This is a genomic window from Streptomyces sp. NPDC037288, from assembly GCF_055603265.1.
In genome coordinates this window covers 15793-37755 of record NZ_JBVJVY010000023.1, presented here as the reverse complement: position 1 = coordinate 37755, position 21963 = coordinate 15793, and the positions used below count along the sequence as shown (strand labels likewise).

Below are 21963 nucleotides of genomic sequence, written 5' to 3'. Positions count from 1 at the left end.
TCGACATTTACTAGGACGTCCAAGTAAATTCGAAGGCATGGACGCTGACGCCATCGAGGAGGGCCGCCGACGCTGGCAGGCCCGCTATGACGCCGCGCGCAAGCGCGACGCTGACTTCACCACACTCTCCGGTGACCCCGTGGAGCCGGTGTACGGGCCCCGACCGGGTGACACGTACGAGGGATTCGAGCGGATCGGCTGGCCCGGGGAGTACCCCTTCACACGCGGCCTCCATCCGACCGGCTACCGCGGGCGTACCTGGACGATCCGGCAGTTCGCCGGGTTCGGCAACGCCGAGCAGACCAACGAGCGGTACAAGATGATCCTCGCCGCCGGCGGCGGGGGTCTGTCCGTCGCCTTCGACATGCCCACGCTGATGGGCCGCGACTCCGACGACCCGCGCTCGCTGGGCGAGGTCGGGCACTGCGGTGTCGCCATCGACTCGGCCGCCGACATGGAGGTCCTGTTCAAGGACATCCCGCTCGGTGACGTGACGACGTCCATGACCATCAGCGGTCCGGCCGTGCCCGTCTTCTGCATGTACGTGGTCGCCGCCGAGCGGCAGGGCGTGGATCCGTCGGTCCTCAACGGCACGCTCCAGACCGACATCTTCAAGGAGTACATCGCGCAGAAGGAATGGCTCTTCCAGCCCGAGCCCCATCTGCGCCTCATCGGCGACCTGATGGAGCACTGCGCCGCCGGCATCCCCGCCTACAAGCCGCTGTCCGTCTCCGGCTACCACATCCGCGAGGCGGGCTCGACGGCCGCACAGGAGCTGGCGTACACGCTGGCCGACGGCTTCGGGTACGTGGAGCTGGGGCTCAGCCGTGGGCTGGACGTGGATGTGTTCGCGCCCGGACTGTCCTTCTTCTTCGACGCGCACGTGGACTTCTTCGAGGAGATCGCCAAGTTCCGGGCGGCGCGCCGCATCTGGGCGCGCTGGATGCGGGACGTGTACGGAGCGAAGAGCGAGAAGGCGCAGTGGCTGCGGTTCCACACGCAGACCGCCGGGGTCTCGCTGACCGCGCAGCAGCCGTACAACAACGTGGTCCGTACGGCCGTGGAGGCGCTGGCCGCCGTGCTCGGCGGGACCAACTCGCTGCACACCAACGCGCTCGACGAGACCCTCGCGCTGCCCTCCGAGCAGGCGGCGGAGATCGCGCTGCGCACCCAGCAGGTGCTGATGGAGGAGACCGGGGTCGCCAACGTGGCCGACCCGCTGGGCGGTGCGTGGTACGTCGAGCAGCTGACGGACCGGATCGAGGCCGACGCGGAGAAGATCTTCGAGCAGATCAGGGAGCGGGGCCTTCGGGCGCACCCGGACGGGCGGCACCCGATCGGGCCGGTCACCTCCGGGATCCTGCGCGGGATCGAGGACGGCTGGTTCACCGGCGAGATCGCCGAGTCCGCCTTCCGGTACCAGCAGGCGCTGGAGAAGGGGGACAAGAGGGTCGTCGGCGTCAACGTGCACACCGGGTCCGTCACCGGGGACCTGGAGATCCTGCGGGTCAGCCATGAGGTGGAGCGGGAGCAGGTCCGCGTGCTGCGGGAGCGGAAGGGGGCGCGGGACGAGTCCGCGGTGCGCCGCGCCCTCGGCGGGATGCTGGATGCCGCCCGGTCCGGGGCCAACATGATCGAGCCGATGCTGGACGCCGTACGGGCCGAGGCGACGCTGGGCGAGATCTGCGGAGTGCTGCGGGACGAGTGGGGGGTGTACACGGAGCCCGCCGGTTTCTAGGCGCCGCTCGCTCGTGTGGGCGTACCGGGGGGCTTTGCCCCCTGGGCCGCCGGGCCCGTGTCCGGCTGAGAAGCCAGGCCCAGCAGCAGTACCCGGGTGAAGCTGCGCACCCACTCCTCGTCCGCCGGCTTGCCGCTCACCAGGGTGCGGTGGACCACCGCTCCCGCGACCATGTCGAAGATCAGGTCGACCGTGCGGGCGGACTCCTCCGGATCGGGTTCCGGGGGGAGTTCGCCCCGCTGCTGGGCCCGCGCGCGGCCCTCCAGAACCAGCCGCATCTGGCGCTCCACGATGGAGGCGCGGATGCGCTCGCGCAGGGCGTCGTCGCGGGTCGACTCGGCGACCACCGCCATCAGGCCGCTCTTCGCCTCCGGGCGGGCCAGGATCGCCGCGAACTGCAGGACCACGCCCTCGATGTCGGCTGTGAGGCTGCCGCGGTCGGGAAGTTCCAGTTCGTCGAACAGCTCCGCCACGGCGTCGCACACCAGCTCCGGCTTGCCGGCCCAGCGGCGGTACAGCGTCGTCTTCGCCACGCCGGCGCGCGTCGCCACGTCTCCCAGGGTGAGCTTGGACCAGCCCAGTTCCACGAGAGCCTGCCTGGTCGCGGCCAGGATCGCGGTGTCCGCGGCGGCGCTGCGCGGACGGCCGGTGCGGCTGGCGGGAGTGCGGCTCTGCATCCCTCGACCATAACCGGCGGGAACTGTGCGGTCGTGAGGGAGATCACCGGGGGGTGGTGTCGCGCGGGGGTCGCATGGCATTACGCTACGACTCGTAGCGAAAGCTCGTGAGGGACGTACACGAGCGACGACCACGGGGCGCGGGTGGGGACCCGGCGCCCGTCGCACACCGCTTTTTTCGTTCCGACGCGGTAACGGGGGAGGATAGACGCATGCAGCCACGGAACATGTCCATGAGCGGCGTCGTCGACCTCGCCGCTGTGAAGGCGGCCCAGGAGGCCAAGGCCAAGGCCGAGCAGACGCGCGCCGAGGCCGCCCGGCAGGGCGGCACGGGGGCCGTCTCCCCGGCCGATCTCGTCATCGACGTCGATGAGGCGGGCTTCGAGAGGGAGGTCCTCCAGCGCTCCGCCGAGGTGCCCGTCGTCATCGACTTCTGGGCCGAGTGGTGCCAGCCCTGCAAGCAGCTGAGCCCGGTCCTGGAGCGGCTGGCCGTCGAGTACGACGGGCGCTTCCTCCTCGCCAAGATCGACGTCGACGCCAACCAGATGCTGATGCAGCAGTTCGGGGTGCAGGGCATCCCGGCCGTGTTCGCCGTCGTGGCCGGACAGGCGCTGCCGCTGTTCCAGGGGGCGGCCGACGAGCAGCAGATCCGGCAGACCCTGGACCAGCTGGTGCAGGTCGCCGAGCAGCGGTTCGGTATCACCGGTCTGAGCGTGGACCCGGACGCGCAGCCGGGCGGCGGCGCGCCCGTCGAGCGGACGGGTCCGTACGACGCCGCGCTGAACGCCGCCGCCGACGCCCTGGACGCCGGTGACCTGGCCGGTGCCGTCCAGGCCTACAAGAACGTGCTGGCCGACGACCCGGCCCACCCCGAGGCCAAACTGGGCCTCGCGCAGGCCGAGTTGCTGCAGCGGGTGCAGGGCTTCGACCCGCAGAAGGTCCGCCGGGAGGCCGCCGAGAAGCCGAAGGACGTCGACGCGCAGATCGCCGCCGCCGACCTGGACCTGGTGGGCGGGCATGTCGAGGACGCCTTCGGCCGGCTGATCGAGACCGTGCAGCGCACCGCCGGTGACGACCGGGACGCGGTACGACGCCGGCTGCTGGAGCTGTTCGAGGTCGTGGGACCCGAGGACCCGCGTGTGGTCGGCGCGCGCAGAGCGCTCGCGCGCGCCCTGTTCTGACCAGTCGCTAAACGCCACGGCTTGTGGTGCCGGGGTGAAAGATTTGCCGACGAGGCGTCAGGGAGCGTGCGCTTTACCAAATCTTGGTAATTGCGCAAACTGTTACTCGGAGTAAGTCGAGGCCGTTGGTCTGTCTGGTTTCGTCCAGGGATCAACGGCTTTGCTCTGCCCCTGGATACCACCGAGCGTGGCATTCCGAGATCGGTCGGTCGTCCTCCGGTTATCCGGCCGTTACTAGCCAGTAACGAACCCCCTTGTGCCCGGCGCGAGAATGCACCACGATCGGCGACGCTCGGTCCATTTCCGCACCCCGGCATCCGGTCGGGTCACGGGAGAATCTGGGTCCCCACCGAGCAGAGCCGGCGGCAGTGGCGCCGGGTCTAGGGCAGGGGGGTCTTCGCCGTCCGGCGAAGCCTGTCCAGCAGGGTTGTGCGTGATGCGTGTCAGGCGCGACCAGTGGTTGTCGCTCGGGGGTGATCGCCGGTGATCGGTGCGCGGTTCGCGCCTCCGAGTACGGGCGCTCTCCTTCCCGAGGACGTAGCACTTCTCCCATCCCTGCCCGGCTGAGCCGCCGACTCGCGGCGAGTCCGGGCCAGGAGATGTACGTCCGAGAAGGAGGAAATATGGAGTCCCAGGTGCGTGGCGGGACCAGATGGAAGCGGTTCGCTGTGGTCATGGTGCCCAGCGTTGCCGCCACGGCGTGCATAGGTGTCGCCCTCGCGCAGGGTGCTCTGGCCGCCTCGTTCAGCGTGTCGGGCCAGCAGTTCAAGGTGACGGCCGACAGCCTGCACGGTGAGGGTTTCGCCCAGTACGGCGCGATCGACAGCGGCTACACGCTCGACGGGAAGAAGACGGCCCACCCCGTCGCCGTCTCGTCGTTCCAAGACGCCTCGATCACGAACATGTGCCAGTCCGTGGTCACCCCGGATGTGCCGTTCTTCGGTTCGGTCACCCTCCGTCTGGAGGCCGGCGGCAAGGGCCACGACGCGGTTCAGGCCCACAACCTCTACATCGACGTCGATGACCTGAGCGCCGACGCGACGTTCAACAACATCGACATCGGTGTGGCCGCCGGTGACACGGCCAAGGCCAAGGGTGGCAAGGGCCCGGGCATGAAGGGCGGCGGCGAGGCCGCCAACCCGTTCGGCTTCGCCCAGCAGGCCGAATCGGCCGACCTGACCAACGTGCGCCAGACGGCGTGGGCGACCACCGCCGGCACGTTCAAGCTCAGCGGTCTCCACATGTCGCTGCACAAGGGCGACGGCAAGGGAATCGAGTGCTACTAGGCGCTCGGTGACGGGCGGGGGAGCCAACGGCACCCCCGCCCGTTCCGCCAACGGCCGCGTATCCACACGCGTCACACATCACCACCACAGCAACGCCGCACCAGGGAGCTGTTTCCATGAGCGCCGAGACCCCTGCCGCCGTACCCGGCCAGTTCACCCGCCGGAGGCTGCAGTTCCGCGCCTGGCGGGGCAACCGTCCGTTCTGGGCCGGACTGTTCGTCGTGCTCGGCGGCTTTCTCATCCTGTACTTTCCGTACGCACACCTGCAGCTGGGCCACCTCACGATGACGATGGGGACGCCCGGCGGCTCCAGTTCCCTGATCATCGGTGCGCTGCTGATCGTCCTCGGCATCACCCTCTGGTTCCAGCGGCACATCCGGGTCTTCGCGGGTGTCGCGGCGATTCTGCTGGCGCTGGTGTCCATCCCGCTGTCCAACATCGGCGGCTTCATCGTCGGCTTCCTGTTCTCGCTGATCGGCGGGGCGATGGCCGTGGCCTGGGGCCCGGGCGCGCCTCCGCGGCCGGAGCCGCCGGCCGAGGCGGCGCCGGGCGAGGGCGGGGACCCGCAGACCGCGCCGCTGCCCGAGCAGCGCACGGACGGGCTGGGTGATGTCCCCTACCAGGGCTTCACCGCGCCTGGGGAGAACGACCTGTCAGGAACGAGCCCGGCCAACGGGGCGAACGGGAGGCACAGTGCCGGCTGACGAGGTGACCCGCGGGACCGATGTGGACGGGTCCCGCGCGAGAACCGGGCCCCGCCACGCGGCACCCAGAAAGCCGCTGTTCACCAGGTTCCACATGCCGGCCGGCAAGGCGATCGCCTCCGTGGCGATGCCGACGGCGGTGCTGATGGGCATGGGCTTCACGTCCTCGCTCGCCCTTGCCGCCGGCAGCGGCAACAGCCCGTCCCCGTCGACGACGTCCAAGAGCCTGACGGCCGACGAGTACAAGGACTGCGTCAAGGCGCTGGGCAACTCCAAGGACGCCTCGTCGTCGCCCTCGCCCTCCGCCTCGGAGAGCACGTCCGGCGACAAGGCCACCCCGTCGCCCTCGGCGAGCGCCGGCGCCAAGGACTCGAAGAGCACGCAGTCCGGTGACTCGGGCGCGTCCTCTTCGCCGGATTCAGGTTCCGGCGACAAGACCACGCCCAAGCCGACCGCGACATCCGGCTCCTCCGGCTCGGACTCGGGCTCCGGCTCGTCGTCCTCCGGCGCTGACACGCCCACGCCCACCCCGTCGGCCTCCAAGAGCGGCGGCGGTCTGCTGGACACCATCGGCGACACGCTCGGCGGCATCCTCACCGGAGGCAAGGACTCCGGCAGCTCGTCCGCGAGCCCGACGCCGTCCGCGACCCCGTCGGCGAGCGCGTCCGCGGACCCGTCCGCGTCGGATGCTGCCAAGCCGGACTCGTCGTCGTCCGGTGCCAAGGTCTCCGACACCGTCGGTGACACCGTCTCCAAGGCCACCAAGACGGTCGGGGACACGGTGAAGAAGACCACCGACACGGTCTCCAAGACGGCCGGGGACGCCACCGGGACGGTCAAGGACGCGGCCGGGTCGGCCACGCCGAGCCCGTCGGCGAGCGACTCCGCCTCGGCGGAGAACTGCCCGAAGGCCACGGACGACGTCAGCGGCGTCGACAACAAGGTGCCGGTGGCCGACGACCCCTGGTACCTGGACGCCAGCTCGCTGCTGCTCAAGGGTGCCGACTACCAGGGCATCGTCGAGGTGAAGACGGCGTCCGGCACCACCAAGAAGGTGCTGAAGTACGTCATCTCCGGGGGCACCGACATCGGCGACCTGCACCAGACGGTGAAGGACAAGGAGTCCGGCAAGACCTACCACGTGCAGGCGGCCAAGGGTTCGACGTCCACCATCCGCGGCGGCGACACCGTGATGTACACCGAGAGCATCTCGGGCAACCTCTTCGGCCTGATCCCGATGAAGTTCACGCCCGACAGCCCGCCCCCGCTGAACCTTCCGCTGATCTACTTCACCAACGTGAAGGTGGTCCAGGCCGCCCAGTTCGGCGGCAACCTGCACGTGCCCGGCATGCATGTGTACACGACCGACTGACCGGTCCTTCAAGCCCGTTCGGGAGCCGCACACAGCTGAGGGCGCCCCCTGTTCCCAGGGGGCGCCCTCAGCGCCGTACAAGGCCCTTGCGGGCCCGTCAGTTGCCCTGCGTGCCCAGGTGGTGGACGCGGAGCATGTTGGTGGTGCCGGGGACGCCGGGGGGCGAGCCGGCGGTGATGATGACCGTGTCACCCGCGTCGAAGCGGCCCAGCCTTGCGATCTCCTGGTCCACCAGGTCGACCATCTCGTCGGTGGTGTTCACGAACGGCACGATGTGCGACTCCACGCCCCAGCTCAGGGTGAGCTGGTTGCGGGTGGCCTCGTCCGTGGTGAAGGCGATGATGGGCTGGGTCGCGCGGTAGCGGGACAGACGGCGCGCGGTGTCACCGGACTGGGTGAAGGCGATCAGGCCCCGGCCGCCGAGGAAGTCGGCGATCTCGCAGGCCGCGCGGGCCACCGAGCCGCCCTGGGTACGCGGCTTCTTGCCCGGCACCAGCGGCTGCAGGCCCTTGGAGAGCAGCTCCTGCTCGGCCGCGGCGACGATCTTCGACATGGTCTTGACCGTCTCGACCGGATAGGCGCCCACCGACGACTCGGCGCTCAGCATGACCGCGTCGGCGCCGTCCAGGATCGCGTTGGCCACGTCGGAGGCCTCGGCGCGGGTCGGGCGGGAGTTGGTGATCATCGACTCCATCATCTGGGTCGCGACGATCACCGGCTTGGCGTTGCGCCGGCACAGCTCGATCAGGCGCTTCTGCACCATGGGGACCTTCTCGAGCGGGTACTCGACGGCGAGGTCACCGCGGGCCACCATCACGGCGTCGAACGCCGCGACGACGTCCTCCATGTTCTGCACCGCCTGCGGCTTCTCCACCTTGGCGATGACCGGGACCCGGCGGCCCTCCTCGTCCATGACGCGGTGCACGTCCTGGACGTCCTTGGCGTCCCGGACGAAGGACAGGGCGACCATGTCGCAGCCCATGCGGAGGGCGAAGCGCAGGTCCTCGACGTCCTTCTCGCTCAGCGCGGGCACGTTGACGGCCGCGCCGGGCAGGTTGATGCCCTTGTGGTCGGAGACGACACCGCCCTCGATGACGATCGTCTTGACCCGGGGGCCCTCGACGTCCAGCACCTTCAGCTCGACGTTGCCGTCGTTGATCAGGACCTGGTCGCCGCGCGAGACGTCGCCCGGCAGCCCCTTGTACGTCGTACCGCAGACGTGCTTGTCGCCCGGCACGTCCTCGGTCGTGATGACGAACTCGTCACCGCGCTCGAGTTCGACCGGACCCTCGGCGAAGGTCTCCAGGCGGATCTTCGGGCCCTGCAGGTCGGCGAGGACGCCGATGGGCCGGCCGGTCTCCTTGGACGCGGCGCGGACGCGGTCGTACCGCGCCTGGTGCTCGGCGTGGGAGCCGTGGCTGAAGTTGAACCGGGCCACGTTCATGCCCGCCTCGATCATGGCGACGAGCATCTCGTGGGAGTCGACCGCGGGGCCGAGAGTACAGACGATTTTCGAACGGCGCATGGGGCGATCCTATCGGTTTGTTTCGCAACGGAATATTCCGTCTGGCGGAAGATACAAATGAGTGCCGCACCGCTCAGGTGCTGCTATTCAGTTGTTCATTCCGACCAGTGCGTAGGTCTGCGTCGCGATCTCCAGTTCTTCATCCGTCGGCACCACGGCGACCGCCACCCGCGCACCCTTCGGCGAGACGAGCCTCGCCCGGTCCGCTCGCACGGCGTTCAGCTCCCGGTCGACCGCCAGGCCCAGCCCCTCCAGGCCCGTGATCGCCGCCTCCCGCACGGGCGCCGCGTTCTCGCCGACCCCGGCCGTGAACGCGACCGCGTCCACCGTCCCGAGTACGGCGTAATAGGCGCCGATGTACTTCTTGAGCCGGTGAATGTAAATGTCGAACGCGAGAGCGGCCTCTTCGTCGCCCTCGTCGATACGGCGGCGGATCTCCCGCATGTCGTTGTCCCCGCACAGGCCGAAGAGACCACTCCTCTTGTTGAGAAGAGTGTCGATCTCGTCCATGGACATTCCGCCAACCCGGGTCAAATGGAAGATGACGGCCGGATCCAGATCACCGGATCGCGTACCCATCACCAGCCCCTCCAAAGGCGTGAGTCCCATGGAGGTGTCCACGCACCGGCCCCGCCGCACCGCCGACGCCGAGGCGCCGTTGCCCAGGTGCAGCACGATGACGTTGACCTCGGACGGGTCCTTGCCCAGCAGCCGCGCCGTCTCCCGCGCGACGTACGCGTGCGAGGTGCCGTGGAAGCCGTAGCGGCGGATGCGGTACCGGTCGGCGATCTTCGGGTCGATCGCGTAGCGCGCCGCCGACTCCGGCATCGTCGTGTGGAACGCGGTGTCGAAGACGGCGACCTGGGGCAGGTCGGGGCGCAGCGCCCGGGCGGTGCGGATGCCGGTGAGGTTGGCCGGGTTGTGCAGCGGGGCGACCGGGATCAGCCGCTCGATCTCGGCGAGCACCTCGTCGTCGATGACGGTCGGCTCGGTGAAGAACATCCCGCCGTGCACCACCCGGTGCCCGATCGCGGCCAGTTCCGGCGAGTCCAGGCCCAGGCCGTCCCGGTTCAGCTCCTCGGCGACCGCCTTGAGGGCGGCGTCGTGGTCGGCTATCGGCCCGCTGTGCTCACGGGTGTCGCCGGAGGTGAGGCAGGTGTGCTTGAGCCGGGAGGTCTGCTCGCCGATGCGCTCCACCAGTCCGACGGCGAGCCGGCTCCGGTCGCTCATGTCGAGCAACTGGTACTTCACGGACGAGGAGCCGGAGTTGAGGACGAGGACACGGGTCGCGGTCACGGTGCTGGAATGCTCTCTGCTCGGTTGGCGGGCGTCTGGGCCTGGATCGCCGTGATGGCGACGGTGTTGACGATGTCCTGGACGAGGGCGCCCCGGGACAGGTCGTTGACCGGCTTGCGCAGACCCTGCAGGACCGGTCCGACGGCGATCGCGCCGGCCGAACGCTGCACGGCCTTGTAGGTGTTGTTACCGGTGTTGAGGTCCGGGAAGATCAGGACCGTCGCCTGCCCGGCGACATCGGAGTCGGGCAGCTTGGTCGCGGCGACGGACGGCTCCACGGCCGCGTCGTACTGAATCGGCCCCTCGATCTTCAGGTCCGGCCGGCGCGAGCGGGCCAGCTCGGTCGCCTCGCGCACCTTGTCGACGTCGGCGCCCGAGCCGGACGTACCGGTGGAGTACGACAGCATCGCGATCCTGGGCTCCACGCCGAACCGCGCGGCCGTGCCGGCCGACTGGACGGCGATGTCCGCGAGCGCCTGCGCGTTCGGGTCCGGGTTGACCGCGCAGTCGCCGTAGACCAGCACCTTGTCGGCCAGGCACATGAAGAACACGGACGAGACGATCGAGGAGTCCGGCCTGGTCTTGATGATCTCGAAGGCGGGCCGGATGGTGGCCGCCGTGGAGTGCACCGAGCCGGACACCATGCCGTCGGCCAGGCCCTCCTGGACCATCAGCGTGCCGAAGTAGTTCACGTCGGAGACGACGTCGTAGGCCAGCTCGACCGTGACGCCCTTGTGGGCGCGCAGCGCCGCGTACTGCTCGGCGAAGGCGTCGCGCAGTTCGCTGGTGGCCGGGTCGATCAGCTGGGTGTCGCCGAGGTCGATGCCGAGGTCGGCGGCCTTCTTGCGGATCTGGTCGACCGGGCCGAGCAGGGTCAGGTCGCACACGCCCCGGCGCAGCAGCACCTCGGCCGCCTGCAGCACCCGCTCCTCGGTGCCCTCCGGCAGCACGACCCGCCGCTTGTCGGAGCGGGCCTGCTCCAGCAGCTTGTGCTCGAACATCATCGGGGTGACCCGGTCGCTGCTCGGCGCCGAGACCCGGCGAGCCAGGTCGGCGGTGTCGGCGTACCGCTCGAACAGGCCGAGCGCGGTCTCCGCCTTGCGCGGGGTGGCCGCGCCCAGCTTGCCCTCCAGCGAGAACAGCTGCTCGGCGGTGGGGAAGCTGTTGCCGCTCACGGACAGCACGGGGGTGCCGGGGGCGAGGCGGGCGGCGAGGGTGAGGATCTCGTCGCGCGGTACCTCGTTCAGGGTGAGCAGTACGCCGGCTATCGGCGGGGTGCCGGCGCTGTGCGCGGCCAGCGAGCCGACGACCAGGTCGGCGCGGTCGCCCGGGGTCACCACCAGACAGCCCGGCGTCAGGGCACCGAGGAGGTTGGGCAGCATGGCGCCGCCGAAGACGAAGTCCAGCGCGTCGCGGGCGAGCCCGGAGTCGTCGCCGAGCAGCACCTTCGCGTCGAGGGCGTGGGCGATCTGGGAGACGGTCGGCGCGGACAGCGCGGGCTCGTCGGGGACGACGTAGCAGGGGACCGGGAGCCGGGTGGCGAGCCGCTCGGCGATCTCGTCGCGGTCCTCGCGGGCCACCCGGTTGGTGACCATCGCCAGTACGTCGCAGCCGAGGCCGTCGTAGGCGCGGTAGGCGTTGCGGGTCTCGGCCAGCACCGACTCGGCCGGCTGCTTGCGGCCGCCGACGACCGGGATCACGGAGGCGCCGAACTCGTTGGCCAGGCGGGCGTTCAGGGACAGCTCGTCCGGGAGCTGGGTGTCGGCGAAGTCGGTGCCGAGGACGAGGACGACGTCGTAGTCGCGGGCCACCAGGTGGAAGCGGTCGACCAGCGCCGAGACCAGTTCGTCGGTGCCCTGCTCGGCCTGGAGCGCGGAGGCCTCGTGGTAGTCCATGCCGTAGACGGTCGCCGGGTCCTGCGAGAGGCGGTACCGCGACCGCAGCAGCTCGAACAGCCGGTCCGGGCCGTCGTGCACGAGCGGACGGAAGACGCCCACCCGGTCGACCTGCCGGGTCAGGAGCTCCATGACTCCCAGCTCCACGACCTGGCGGCCGTCACCGCGGTCGATCCCGGTCACGTACACGCTGCGCGTCACGTGTCCACTCCGTTCCTCATCATCGTCGGCACAAAAATCATCGTCGGCATAAAAATCGCCCACCAAGGTGAGCAGAACCCTCTTGACAATACCCCTGGTCCCGGATAAGGCGCCCGTCAAGTGGCTCACCGCCCCGGTGGACGTGGAACAATCGACAGTGGCTCACCGGCACCGACAGCGAGCAGGAGACACAGCACGATGCGCATCGGAGTTCTCACCGCAGGCGGCGACTGCCCCGGCCTGAACGCCGTGATCCGGTCGGTCGTGCACCGGGCGGTGGCGCAGTACGGCGACGAGGTCATCGGCTTCGAGGACGGCTACCGGGGTCTGCTCGACCGGCACTACCGCACCCTCGACCTGGACGCGGTCAGCGGCATCCTGGCCCGCGGCGGCACCATCCTGGGCTCCTCCCGGCTGCAGCGCGACCGGCTGCTCGAGGCCTGCGACGGCGCCGCCGACATGGTCGAGGAGTTCGGCATCGACGCGCTGATCCCGATCGGCGGCGAGGGGACGCTGACCGCGGCCCGCATGCTCTCCGACGCGGGCCTGCCGGTCGTCGGCGTCCCCAAGACGATCGACAACGACATCTCCTCCACCGACCGCACCTTCGGCTTCGACACCGCCGTCGGCGTGGCCACGGAGGCCATGGACCGCCTGAAGACCACGGCCGAGTCCCACCAGCGTGTGATGGTCGTCGAGGTCATGGGCCGGCACGCCGGCTGGATCGCTCTGGAGTCCGGCATGGCCGCCGGCGCCCACGGCATCTGCCTGCCCGAGCGCCCCTTCGACCCGGCCGACCTGGTCAAGATGGTCGAGGAGCGCTTCTCCCGCGGCAAGAAGTTCGCCGTCGTCTGCGTCGCCGAGGGCGCCCACCCCATCGACGGCACCATGGACTACGTCAAGGGCGAGATCGACCAGTACGGCCACGAGCGCTTCCAGGGCATCGGCACCGCGCTGGCGTACGAGCTGGAGCGGCGCCTCGGCAAGGAGGCCAAGCCGGTCATCCTCGGCCACGTCCAGCGCGGCGGCGTCCCCACCGCCTACGACCGTGTCCTCGCCACCCGCTTCGGCTGGCACGCCGTGGAGGCCGCGCACCGCGGCCAGTTCGGCCGGATGACCGCGCTGCGCGGCACCGACATCGTGATGGTGCCGCTCGCGGAGGCGGTCACCGAGCTGAAGACGGTACCGACGGACCGGATGGACGAGGCGGAGTCGGTCTTCTAGGCGGTCCTGTCCTCGACGGCCGTCCAGAAGTTCATGACGATCTGCTCGAGGAACTCCTTTCCGGTCTCGCTGGCGCCCCTGCTGCCGCCACCCCAGCTGAGGGTGGCGGCCATGTGCCCCTGATAGTCCTCGTACAGCTCCTGCAGCGCGTCCTCCACGACCCCCTTGTCCAGGGGCGCCAGTTTCATCACCGGCCGCACATAGGCCTGCCAGCGGGTGGTGACCGCGCTGTGCAGCAGGTCGGCGAGCTTGGTCTCGCGGCCGGTGACGGCGACGAAGTCGGGCAGGGCCAGCCCCAGGACCTCGGCGAGCGCGGCCGACTGCCGCTCGTTGCCCCGCCACTGCCCGCTGTCCTCCATGCGCAGATAGCCGCGCAGGTCCATACCGACGGCGCGGGCGACGTCCTCGGGCGCGACGGCGCGGGCGATGCGGTGCTCGCGCAGGCTCTGCGGCCGGCCGAGCAGTTCGCCCGGGGAGCACCACAGCACGCCCGCGAGGGCGGTGAGTTCGGCATTGCCGGGGGAGGCGATGCCGCGTTCCCAGGCGATCACGAGGTCGGGTGTGACGTACGGCAGCCCGTACGAGGCCCGCATGCCGTACGCGACGTGCTCGGGGCCCATGCCGAGCGCGGAGCGCAGCCGGCGGGCCGCCGGGGCGTTGAAGGGGGGAGCTGAGGGTTGGCGCACCCCGCACAAGCTAGGGGGCCGCTGTCACCATGGCTACGGTCCGTTCCGACAGGATCACCGGTTGTGGGAACGTACAGTTCCGTCCGTTCGGTATGTAACCGGACGGATGTAACGGACAGGACACCCTTCCGGTTCACCCCTTGACCGCCCCGCCCAGTGCGAAACCGCCCCCCAGCCGCCGTGCCACCAGTACGTACAGCAGGATCACCGGTGTGGAATAGATGACGGAGAACGCGGCGAGCTGCCCGTACGCCACCATGCCCCGGTTGCCGAAGAAGTCGTTGATGCTGACCGAGGCCGGCATCTGGTCCGGGGTGAGCAGCAGCATGAACGGGACGAAGAAGTTCCCCCACATCATCACGAACGAGAACACCGTGACGACGGCGAGCCCCGGCCCCGTCAGCGGCAGCACGATCCGGACCAGGGACTGCAGCGAGTTCGCCCCGTCCGTCCAGGCCGCCTCCTCCAGCTCCCTCGGCACCCCGTCCATGAAGTTCTTCATCAGCCAGATGGCGAACGGGAGTTGGGAGGCGGCGAAGAAGAGGATCGTGCCCTGCACGGTGTCGATCAGGTTCACCCGCACGAACAGCGCGTACACCGGCACCATGATCGCGGTGATCGGCAGGCTCGTCGCGAACAGGATCGTCAGCAGGAACGGCCGGTTGAGACGGGAGCGGAACCGGGAGAGCGGATAGGCGGCGAGGGCGGCGCAGACCACCGTCAGCGCGGTGGCGCCTCCGCACAGGACCAGGCTGTTGAGCAGCGGGGTGTAGGTGATGTCCGGCGTGAGGATCGCGTCGAAGTTGCCGAGCGTGAACCCGTCCGGGGCTTTCACCCTGAGGTCGGCGTGCGGATCCACCGAGGACAGCACCACCCAGGCGAGGGGCAGCGCGAAGGCGACGGCCACGACCACGAGACAGACGTCGGCGGCGAGCCGCCGGGAGGCACGCTTGCGGGGCATCACACCTCCGTCCGCAACAGCCGCAGATAGACGACCGAGAACAGCGAGCCGACGAGCAGCAGAAGCAGGGCGACCGCGGTACCGTACCCGATCATGCTGTTCTGGAAGGCCTGCTCGTACATGAACAGCGGCAGGGTCTGGCTCCTGTTCCCGGGCCCGCCCCGGGTTATTACCCAGATCAGCCCGAAGACGGAGAGCGTCTGCAGGGTGTTGAGCATGAGGTTGGTGCCGATGGACCGGCGGATCATCGGCAGGGTGATGTGCCACATCCGCCGCCATCCGCCGGCCCCGTCCACCTCGGCGGCCTCCGTGATCTCGGCGGGTATCTCGTCCAGCGCGGCGGAGTAGACCAGCATCGAGAACGCCGTACCCCGCCAGACGTTGGCGAAGGACACGGCCAGGATGGGGAGCGTGAACAGCCAGTTCTCGCGCGGCAGATGCAGCCAGTCCAGGATGGCGTTGAGCGTCCCCTCCCGCCGGAAGAAGGCGTACAGCAGAAACCCGGCGACGACCTCCGGCAGCACCCACGCCGTGACGACGACCGCACCGGTGAGCGTGCGCACCGGCTTCGAGGCCCGCTTCATCAGCGCCGCCAGGGCGAGGCCCAGGGTGTTCTGCCCGAGGAGCGAGGACAGCACGGTGAACACCAGGGTCAGCCAGACGGCGTTCAGGAACGCGTCGTCGTGAAAGGCCCTGCGGAAGTTGGCGAACCCCACGAACGACGCGTGCGCCTGACCGGTCAGCTGCAGGTCGGTGAAGGCGATGTAGACGCAGTACGCGATCGGCCCGGCGAGGAAGAGCAGGAGGAGGACGACGGCGGGCGCGAGGGGAAGGGCCCGGGTGAGCCGGCGCGGAGGTTTCACTTCTCGGTCACTTGGCCGCCGGTGACGTCCTTGAGCGTGTCGTCGTACCCGCTCGCGGCCTTCTCCGCGGACTGGTCGCCGGTCGTCACGCTCTCCATGGCCTCCTGCACGGCGGTCGACACCTTGGGGTACGCCGGGTACGCGGGCCGGTAGTGCGTGCTGGACACCAGGTCGGTGAAGAACCTGATGCCGGGCTGGGCGGTGGCGTACGAGGGGTCCTTGGCGACGTCGCTGCGCACGGAGATGCCGGAGTTCGCGATGTACCACTTCTTGGCGCCCGCCTCGGTCTGCATCGTCCTGATGAAGTCGAAGGCGAGGTCCGGGTTGCCGGCCTTGGCCGGGACGGCCCAGGTCCACCCACCCGACATGCTCACCCTGCCGGGCGCCTGCCCGTGCTGGGTGGGCATGTACGCGAGCCCCAACTGCCGGGACCAGTCGGGCCACTCGTGCCCGCTGCCCGGCAGCCAGGCCTGTGGCAGCCAGGAGCCGTCGAGGTCGATGCCGAGCTTGCCCTGGGGGAGCAGCTCGCCGTTGACGGTGGTGGCGAAGTTGGGGTCGAGGGCGTCGGAGACGTCGGGCCCGAGCTTCTCCTTGTACACGGTCTCGACGAATGCCAACGAGTCCCTGAACCCCCGGCCGCCCGTGACCCACTTCTTGCTCGTGCTGTCGTAGAGCGGGTCGGAGGTGCCGTCGCCGGTGCCGTACAGGAGCATCTCGAACCCCTGCATGGTGGAGCGCTCACCCGCCGGCTTGCCGGTGTAGACGTTGAGCGGGGTGACGCCGGGGACCTTCCGCTTGATGGTGCGGGCGGCGGCGAGGACGTCGTCCCAGTTCCTCGGCTGCCAGTCCAGCGGCAGCCCGGCCTTCCGGAACACCCGCTTGTCGAACCACAGCCCGCGGGTGTCCGTCCCGTCCGGAACGCCGTACGTCTTCCCGTCCTGCCCTTTCGCGGCGGCCTTCGCGGTGCCGATGAACTGCTTCCAGTCCGGCCACTTGGCGAGGTACGGGTCGAGGGGCTTGAGATAGCCGCTCGTGATGTCGGAGTTGATGAGGAAGGTGTCCTCGTAGACCAGGTCGGGCGCGGTCCTCGGCGAGCGCAGCATCTGCTGCAGCTTGGTGTAGTACTCCGAGTCCGGGGCCTTGATCGGCACGAACTCGACCTTCTTGCCCGGGTACTTCCTCTCGAACTCCTTCCTGACCCCGGCGAGGTAGGTGTCCATCACCTTGATGGAGTTGTCGGTGGACTGCTTGTACGACACCCTGACCGTGTCGGCGCTGCTGCCGGATCCCGGGCCGCACGCGGTGAGGGCGGTGGCGGCGAGGGCGGCGGTGAGGAGGGCGGAGAGGGCGGCGGTGGGGCGCACGGGCACTACCTCCTACGGGCTCACTTCACTGTGGCGTTACGCGGAGACGGCTGCCGTGAACGTAAGAGGAGTGGTCTAGTCAGGTCAATGAGTCTGCACCGGATTGGCAGTCGGTGGCGTCTTCGGTGGGCTTGGCCCGGTGAACGCCTCGACCGCCGCCAGGCAGCCGGCGCGGGCCTGCCGGGGATCGCCGCGGTGAGGGATCGAGGCGTAGGGGGTCCTCGCGCCGGCCGACGGGCCCGATGACGAGGCCGGCTAACGGCCCCGCACCCACCGGTACACCAGCTCGGGCCTTCCCACCTGCCCGTACACCGGCTGCCGCGCGGCCCGCCCCGCCTCCACCAGGTGCTCCAGATAGCGCCGGGCAGTGATCCGTGAGATGCCCACCGCCTCGGCCACCCCCGCCGCCGTCAGCCCTTCCTCCGTCTCCCGCAGCGTGCCCGTCACCCGCTCCAGCGTCGGCCCGCTCAACCCCTTCGGCAGCGCCGCGGGCGACGGCGCCCGCAGGACCGCCAGCGCCCGGTCCACCTCGTCCTGGCCGCTCGCCTCGCCGACCGCCGCGTGGAACTCGGCGTAGCGGACCAGCCGGTCCCGCAGTGTGGCGAAGGTGAACGGCTTCAGGACGTACTGGACGACGCCCAGCGAGACGCCCTCGCGGACCACCGCCAGATCCCGGGCCGACGTCACCGCTATCACGTCCGCGTGATGGCCCGCCGCGCGCAGGGAGCGGGCGAACTGCAGGCCGTGTACGTCCGGCAGGTGCAGGTCCAGGAGGAGCAGGTCCACGGGCGTGCGGTCCAGGATGCGGCGGGCCTCCGCCCCCGTGTGCGCCTTGCCGACCGCGACGAACCCGGGCACCCGGCCGACGTACATCACATGGGCGTCGGCGGCGACGGGGTCGTCCTCGACCACGAGGACGCGGATCGGATGCCGTTCCTGCGTCATCTGCCGCCCCCCACTGCCGACCGCAACGGCAACCGCACCTCGAACACCGCTCCGCCCTCGCCGTCCTCGTCGGACTCCGCCACCGTCAACGTGCCCTGGTGGCGGGTCACCGCCTGCCGGACCAGGGCCAGCCCCAGGCCCCGGCCGCCGGGCCCGGCCGGCTTCGTCGAGAACCCCCGCTGGAATACCAGGTCGGCATGGGCCGGGTCGACACCGGGGCCCGTGTCGGACACCCGCAGGACCACCTCGGCGTCCGAGGCGTACGCCGTCACCGTCACCCGTGCCCCGACGCTGCCCTGCGCCGCGTCCACCGCGTTGTCGATCAGGTTGCCGAGGATGGTGACCAGGTCGCGGGCGGGCAGGCTCCCGGGGAGCAGGCCGTCGTCCAGGCGGCTGTCCCGCGACACCACCAGCTCCACGCCCCGCTCGTTGGCCTGGGCCGTCTTGCCGAGCAGCAGAGCGGCGAGCACCGGTTCCCGTACCGCCGCGACCACCTGGTCGGTCAGGGCCTGGGCCAGCTCCAGTTCCGCCGTGGCGAACTCCACGGCCTCCTCGGCCCGGCCCAGCTCGATCAGCGACACCACCGTGTGCAGGCGGTTGGCGGCCTCGTGCGCCTGCGAGCGCAGGGCCTGGGTGAAGCCCCGCTCGGAGTCCAACTCGCCCATCACGGACTGCAGTTCGGTGACGTCCCGCAGGGTGACCACCGTGCCGCGGCGCTCTCCGCCCGACACCGGGGACGTGTTCACCACCAGGATGCCGGCCGCCGTCAGGTGCACCTCGTCCACCCGGGGCTCCGAGGACAGCAGCGCGCCGGTCAGCGGGGCCGGCAGACCCAGGTCGGCCACCGAGCGGCCGATCAGCTCCGTGTCCGGTGCGCCCAGGCCCAGCAGCTCCCGGCCGCCGTCGTTGATCAGCGCCACCCTGTACTGCCCGTCCAGCATCAGCAGGCCCTCGCGGACCGCGTGCAGCGCCGCCTGGTGGTAGTCGTGCATCCGGCTCAGCTCGGTGGCGTTCATGCCGTGGGTGTGCCGGCGCAGCCGGGCGTTGACGACGTACGTGCCGACCGCGCCCAGCAGCAGCGTGCCACCGGCGACCCCGAGCAGGGCCGTGACCTGGTCCTGGACCCGCGCGCTGATCTGCTCCACCTTGATGCCGGCGCTGACCAGGCCGACGACGTGGCCGTTCTCCTCGACCGGGGTCACCGCGCGGACGGAGGGGCCCAGGGTGCCGGTGTAGGTCTCGGTGAAGGTGTGGCCGTGCCGGGCGGGGTCGATACGGCCGAGGAAGCGTTTGCCGATCTGGTTCCGGTCGGGGTGGGTCCAGCGGATCCCGTCCGGGTTCATGATCGTGACGAAGTCGACGTCCGTGTCCCGCATGACCTGCAGCGCGTACGGCTCCAGCGCGGCCGTGGGGTGGGGGGTGCGGATCGCCGTGCGGACCGAGGGGGCGTCCGCGACGGAGCGGGCCACCGCTGTGACCTGGCGGACCGCCGCGTCCTCGGCCTGGCTCTGGTCGCTGACGTAGGTGAACAGCGCGTACCCGGCCACGACCAGCGCGATCAGCACGGCCTGCATCGCGAACAGCTGGCCCGCCAGGCTGCGGGGTCGGGGGAGACGGGGAACGCGCATGTCAGCAGTGTGCCTCTCCGGTCCCCGTGGTGTGTCTCTCCGGTCCGTCGTGAACTCAATGAACGGAAGGGTGACCGCCCTCACACGGCGGGAGATAGTCACGGCATTCCCCGAACAACGCCCGGACGTGAGCCGCACGCCGGTAGTTCACCGACGAAGACGTCAAGGAGGGCAGTCGTGGCCGCCACAACCCCCGACACGGCACCTGCCGCACCCCGCGTGAAGCGGGACCGGACCCACTACCTGTACATCGCCGTCATCGTGGCGGTCGCGCTCGGCATCGCCGTGGGACTCGTCTGGCCCGATGCGGCGGTCGAGCTGAAGCCCCTGGGTGCCGGCTTCGTGAACCTGATCAAGATGATGATCTCGCCCATCATCTTCTGCACGATCGTGCTCGGGATCGGGTCCGTACGCAAGGCCGCGAAGGTCGGTACCGTCGGCGGTATCGCGCTCGGGTACTTCCTGGTGATGTCGCTGGTCGCGCTCGCCATCGGGCTCGTCGTCGGCAACGTGCTGCACCCGGGTGACGGGCTGCACCTCACCGACGCCGTCAAGGCGTCCGGGCACGAGCAGGTGTCCAAGGAGGCGCTGCCGCCGGTCCAGTTCATCCTGTCGATCATTCCGACGACCTTCGTGTCCGCCTTCACCCAGGAACAGGTCCTGCAGACCCTGCTGGTCGCCCTGCTCGCCGGGTTCGCGCTGCAGGCCATGGGGCCGGTCGGGCAGCCGGTGCTGCGCGGCGTCGAGCACATCCAGCGGCTCGTCTTCCGCATCCTGTCGATGGTCATGTGGGCGGCGCCGGTCGGTGCCTTCGGCGCCATCGCGGCGGTGGTCGGCTCGGCCGGTCTCGACGCCCTCAAGAGCCTCGCCGTGCTGATGCTCGGCTTCTACGTCACCTGCGTGCTGTTCGTCTTCGTGGTGCTCGGCGCGATTCTGCGGATCGTCGCCGGTCTGAACGTCTTCTCCCTCTTCAAGTACCTGGGTCGCGAGTTCCTGCTGATCCTTTCCACCTCGTCATCCGAGTCCGCGCTGCCGCGGCTGATCGCGAAGATGGAGCACCTGGGCGTCAGCAAGCCCGTCGTCGGCATCACCGTGCCGACCGGCTACTCCTTCAACCTCGACGGCACGATGATCTACATGACCATGGCGTCGCTGTACATCGCGGACGCGCTGGGTACGCCGATGTCGCTGGGCGAGCAGATCCCGCTGCTGCTGTTCCTGCTGCTGGCGTCCAAGGGCGCGGCGGGCGTCAGCGGTGCGGGGCTCGCCACGCTTGCCGGCGGTCTGCAGTCGCACAAGCCGGCGCTGGTCGACGGGGTGGGTCTGATCGTCGGTATCGACCGGTTCATGAGCGAGGCGCGGGCGCTGACGAACTTCGCGGGCAACGCGGTCGCCACCGTACTGATCGGCACCTGGACCAAGGAGATCGACAAGGCCCGGGTGCGGCAGGTCCTCGCGGGTGAGCTGCCGTTCGACGAGACCACGCTGCTGGACGAGAACCAGCCGGCGGTCAGTGGGGTTCCCGGGGCCCGGGAGGACGGGGAGAAGGAGCTGGCCAGGGCCTGACCCGCCGCGGAGAACTCCGGACGTCCGGCCCCGCCTGAACCCGGGCCGGGCGTCCGGGATCCACCGCCGGGCGGCCGAGTCTCCCCCGTACCTCGGCCGCCCGGCTCCTTTCCGTCTGCACACCCACGCCTACGTACCCACGCCTACGTACTCCCCCTACGCACTCACCTCGGCCACCAGCGCGGTGGCCGCTGAGGCGGGCACGCCCGCCGCGGTCAGGACCGTGACCGTGGCAGAGCGGCCCGCCTCTTCCACTGTCACCAGGCCGTCGTTCACCGCCTCCATCACCGCGAACACCATCTGCTCCTGCACGTACGCCAGGGCCGGGGCCGGCAGTGGGGAGCTGAACACGCCCTGGTCCAGGCCCTGTTGGAGCAGCCGGACCTTGTTCGCGCGCAGCGGGGCGAGGCGTTCGCGGATGCCCTGGACGGTGACCGTGCGCTGGGCGAGCGCGATCAGCAGGCGGTAGCGGTCCGCGGTCGCCCAGATCGCGAGGAGCGACCGGGCCACGGCCTCCGCCGGGTCCTGCACCCCCTCGCGCACCGCCGCGTCCGCGTCCGTCAGCGCCTGCACCGCCTCGTCGACGAGGGTGCTGATCAGTGCCTCACGGCTGGGGAAGTGGCCGTACACCGTCCGTCGTACGACACCGGCCGCGCGCGCGATCTGGTCCATGGAGGCGTCCGGATCGCGCAGCAGCTCGCCGAGGGCGACGTCGAGGATGCGGCGCCGGTTGGCGTCGGCGCGGCTGGGGTTACCCGTGGTCATGCCGTCATTCTGCCCGCACTCGCGCAACTTGCACAGCCCTGTGCAACGACGTACATTGCACATGGTTGTGCAATTGCACGCCGCTG

Annotated in this window: 18 protein-coding genes; 7 read left to right on the top strand and 11 right to left on the bottom strand. The window is 70.0% G+C overall.

Features of this window, described 5'->3' with window-relative positions; translation table 11 throughout:
• Positions 1-37 precede the first annotated feature (37 nt).
• The gene (locus tag ACZ7GZ_RS24515; RefSeq protein WP_471027389.1) at positions 38-1738 is read left to right on the top strand and encodes an acyl-CoA mutase large subunit family protein; all 1701 of its coding nucleotides are present in this window, start codon (positions 38-40) and stop codon (positions 1736-1738) included.
• Here ACZ7GZ_RS24515 and ACZ7GZ_RS24510 read toward each other — a convergent pair.
• Entirely contained in the window at positions 1735-2415 is a 681-nt protein-coding gene (locus ACZ7GZ_RS24510) for a TetR/AcrR family transcriptional regulator (protein WP_471027388.1), read from the bottom strand. The two genes, ACZ7GZ_RS24515 and ACZ7GZ_RS24510, sit on opposite strands and share 4 nt — an antisense overlap.
• Before the next feature lie 212 nt (positions 2416-2627).
• Here ACZ7GZ_RS24510 and ACZ7GZ_RS24505 point away from each other — a divergent pair, with 212 nt between their 5' ends.
• From ACZ7GZ_RS24505 to ACZ7GZ_RS24490, 4 genes are all read left to right on the top strand, one after another.
• Positions 2628-3596, top strand: a complete 969-nt coding sequence (locus ACZ7GZ_RS24505) for a tetratricopeptide repeat protein (protein ID WP_471027387.1) — start codon at positions 2628-2630, stop codon at positions 3594-3596.
• A gap of 623 nt (positions 3597-4219) precedes the next feature.
• A complete protein-coding gene (locus ACZ7GZ_RS24500) occupies positions 4220-4882 on the top strand; it encodes a DUF6230 family protein (protein WP_450802081.1) in 663 nt (220 codons plus the stop codon).
• A 116-nt stretch (positions 4883-4998) separates the two neighbouring features.
• Positions 4999-5586, top strand: a complete 588-nt coding sequence (locus tag ACZ7GZ_RS24495) for a DUF6114 domain-containing protein (RefSeq protein ID WP_471027386.1) — start codon at positions 4999-5001, stop codon at positions 5584-5586.
• Positions 5576-6958 (top strand): hypothetical protein, encoded by a 1383-nt coding sequence (locus ACZ7GZ_RS24490; RefSeq protein ID WP_471027385.1) that lies wholly within the window; start codon positions 5576-5578, stop codon positions 6956-6958. The genes ACZ7GZ_RS24495 and ACZ7GZ_RS24490 overlap by 11 nt, the downstream gene beginning before the upstream one ends.
• A 97-nt stretch (positions 6959-7055) precedes the next feature.
• On the opposite strand, the gene pyk is transcribed toward ACZ7GZ_RS24490, so the two are convergent.
• The 3 genes from pyk to pta form a co-directional block, all read right to left on the bottom strand.
• Positions 7056-8483, bottom strand: a complete 1428-nt coding sequence (gene pyk, locus ACZ7GZ_RS24485; protein ID WP_471027383.1) for a pyruvate kinase — start codon at positions 8481-8483, stop codon at positions 7056-7058.
• A gap of 87 nt (positions 8484-8570) precedes the next feature.
• The gene (locus tag ACZ7GZ_RS24480) at positions 8571-9779 is read right to left on the bottom strand and encodes an acetate kinase (protein WP_471027382.1); all 1209 of its coding nucleotides are present in this window, start codon (positions 9777-9779) and stop codon (positions 8571-8573) included.
• Positions 9776-11875: a phosphate acetyltransferase gene (gene pta, locus ACZ7GZ_RS24475; protein ID WP_471027381.1), complete on the bottom strand. Its 2100-nt coding sequence runs from the start codon at positions 11873-11875 to the stop codon at positions 9776-9778. Before pta ends, ACZ7GZ_RS24480 begins: the two co-directional genes overlap by 4 nt.
• A 198-nt stretch (positions 11876-12073) precedes the next feature.
• On the opposite strand from pta, the gene ACZ7GZ_RS24470 reads away from it, so the two are divergent.
• Positions 12074-13099 carry an ATP-dependent 6-phosphofructokinase gene (locus ACZ7GZ_RS24470; RefSeq protein ID WP_471027379.1) on the top strand — a complete coding sequence of 342 codons (1026 nt, stop codon included), beginning with the start codon at positions 12074-12076 and terminating at the stop codon, positions 13097-13099.
• Here ACZ7GZ_RS24470 and ACZ7GZ_RS24465 read toward each other — a convergent pair.
• The 6 genes from ACZ7GZ_RS24465 to ACZ7GZ_RS24440 form a co-directional block, all read right to left on the bottom strand.
• Positions 13096-13785, bottom strand: coding sequence for a helix-turn-helix domain-containing protein (locus ACZ7GZ_RS24465; RefSeq protein WP_471027378.1), 690 nt, complete (start codon positions 13783-13785; stop codon positions 13096-13098). The two genes, ACZ7GZ_RS24470 and ACZ7GZ_RS24465, sit on opposite strands and share 4 nt — an antisense overlap.
• 133 nt (positions 13786-13918) lie before the next feature.
• Positions 13919-14746, bottom strand: coding sequence for a carbohydrate ABC transporter permease (locus tag ACZ7GZ_RS24460; RefSeq protein ID WP_471027377.1), 828 nt, complete (start codon positions 14744-14746; stop codon positions 13919-13921).
• On the bottom strand, positions 14746-15609 hold the full coding sequence (locus ACZ7GZ_RS24455) for a carbohydrate ABC transporter permease (RefSeq protein WP_471027375.1): 864 nt from the start codon (positions 15607-15609) through the stop codon (positions 14746-14748). Before ACZ7GZ_RS24455 ends, ACZ7GZ_RS24460 begins: the two co-directional genes overlap by 1 nt.
• The gene (locus tag ACZ7GZ_RS24450) at positions 15606-16973 is read right to left on the bottom strand and encodes an extracellular solute-binding protein (protein WP_471027373.1); all 1368 of its coding nucleotides are present in this window, start codon (positions 16971-16973) and stop codon (positions 15606-15608) included. Before ACZ7GZ_RS24450 ends, ACZ7GZ_RS24455 begins: the two co-directional genes overlap by 4 nt.
• A gap of 255 nt (positions 16974-17228) precedes the next feature.
• Positions 17229-17918 carry a response regulator gene (locus ACZ7GZ_RS24445; RefSeq protein ID WP_471027372.1) on the bottom strand — a complete coding sequence of 230 codons (690 nt, stop codon included), beginning with the start codon at positions 17916-17918 and terminating at the stop codon, positions 17229-17231.
• Positions 17915-19546 carry an ATP-binding protein gene (locus tag ACZ7GZ_RS24440; RefSeq protein WP_471027370.1) on the bottom strand — a complete coding sequence of 544 codons (1632 nt, stop codon included), beginning with the start codon at positions 19544-19546 and terminating at the stop codon, positions 17915-17917. Before ACZ7GZ_RS24440 ends, ACZ7GZ_RS24445 begins: the two co-directional genes overlap by 4 nt.
• A gap of 177 nt (positions 19547-19723) precedes the next feature.
• On the opposite strand from ACZ7GZ_RS24440, the gene ACZ7GZ_RS24435 reads away from it, so the two are divergent.
• Entirely contained in the window at positions 19724-21112 is a 1389-nt protein-coding gene (locus ACZ7GZ_RS24435) for a cation:dicarboxylate symporter family transporter (protein ID WP_471027369.1), read from the top strand.
• Positions 21113-21268: 156 nt separating this feature from the next.
• Here the strand turns inward: ACZ7GZ_RS24435 and ACZ7GZ_RS24430 are convergent, their stop codons facing one another.
• A complete protein-coding gene (locus tag ACZ7GZ_RS24430) occupies positions 21269-21877 on the bottom strand; it encodes a TetR/AcrR family transcriptional regulator (protein WP_471027368.1) in 609 nt (202 codons plus the stop codon).
• Positions 21878-21963: the final 86 nt, after the last annotated feature.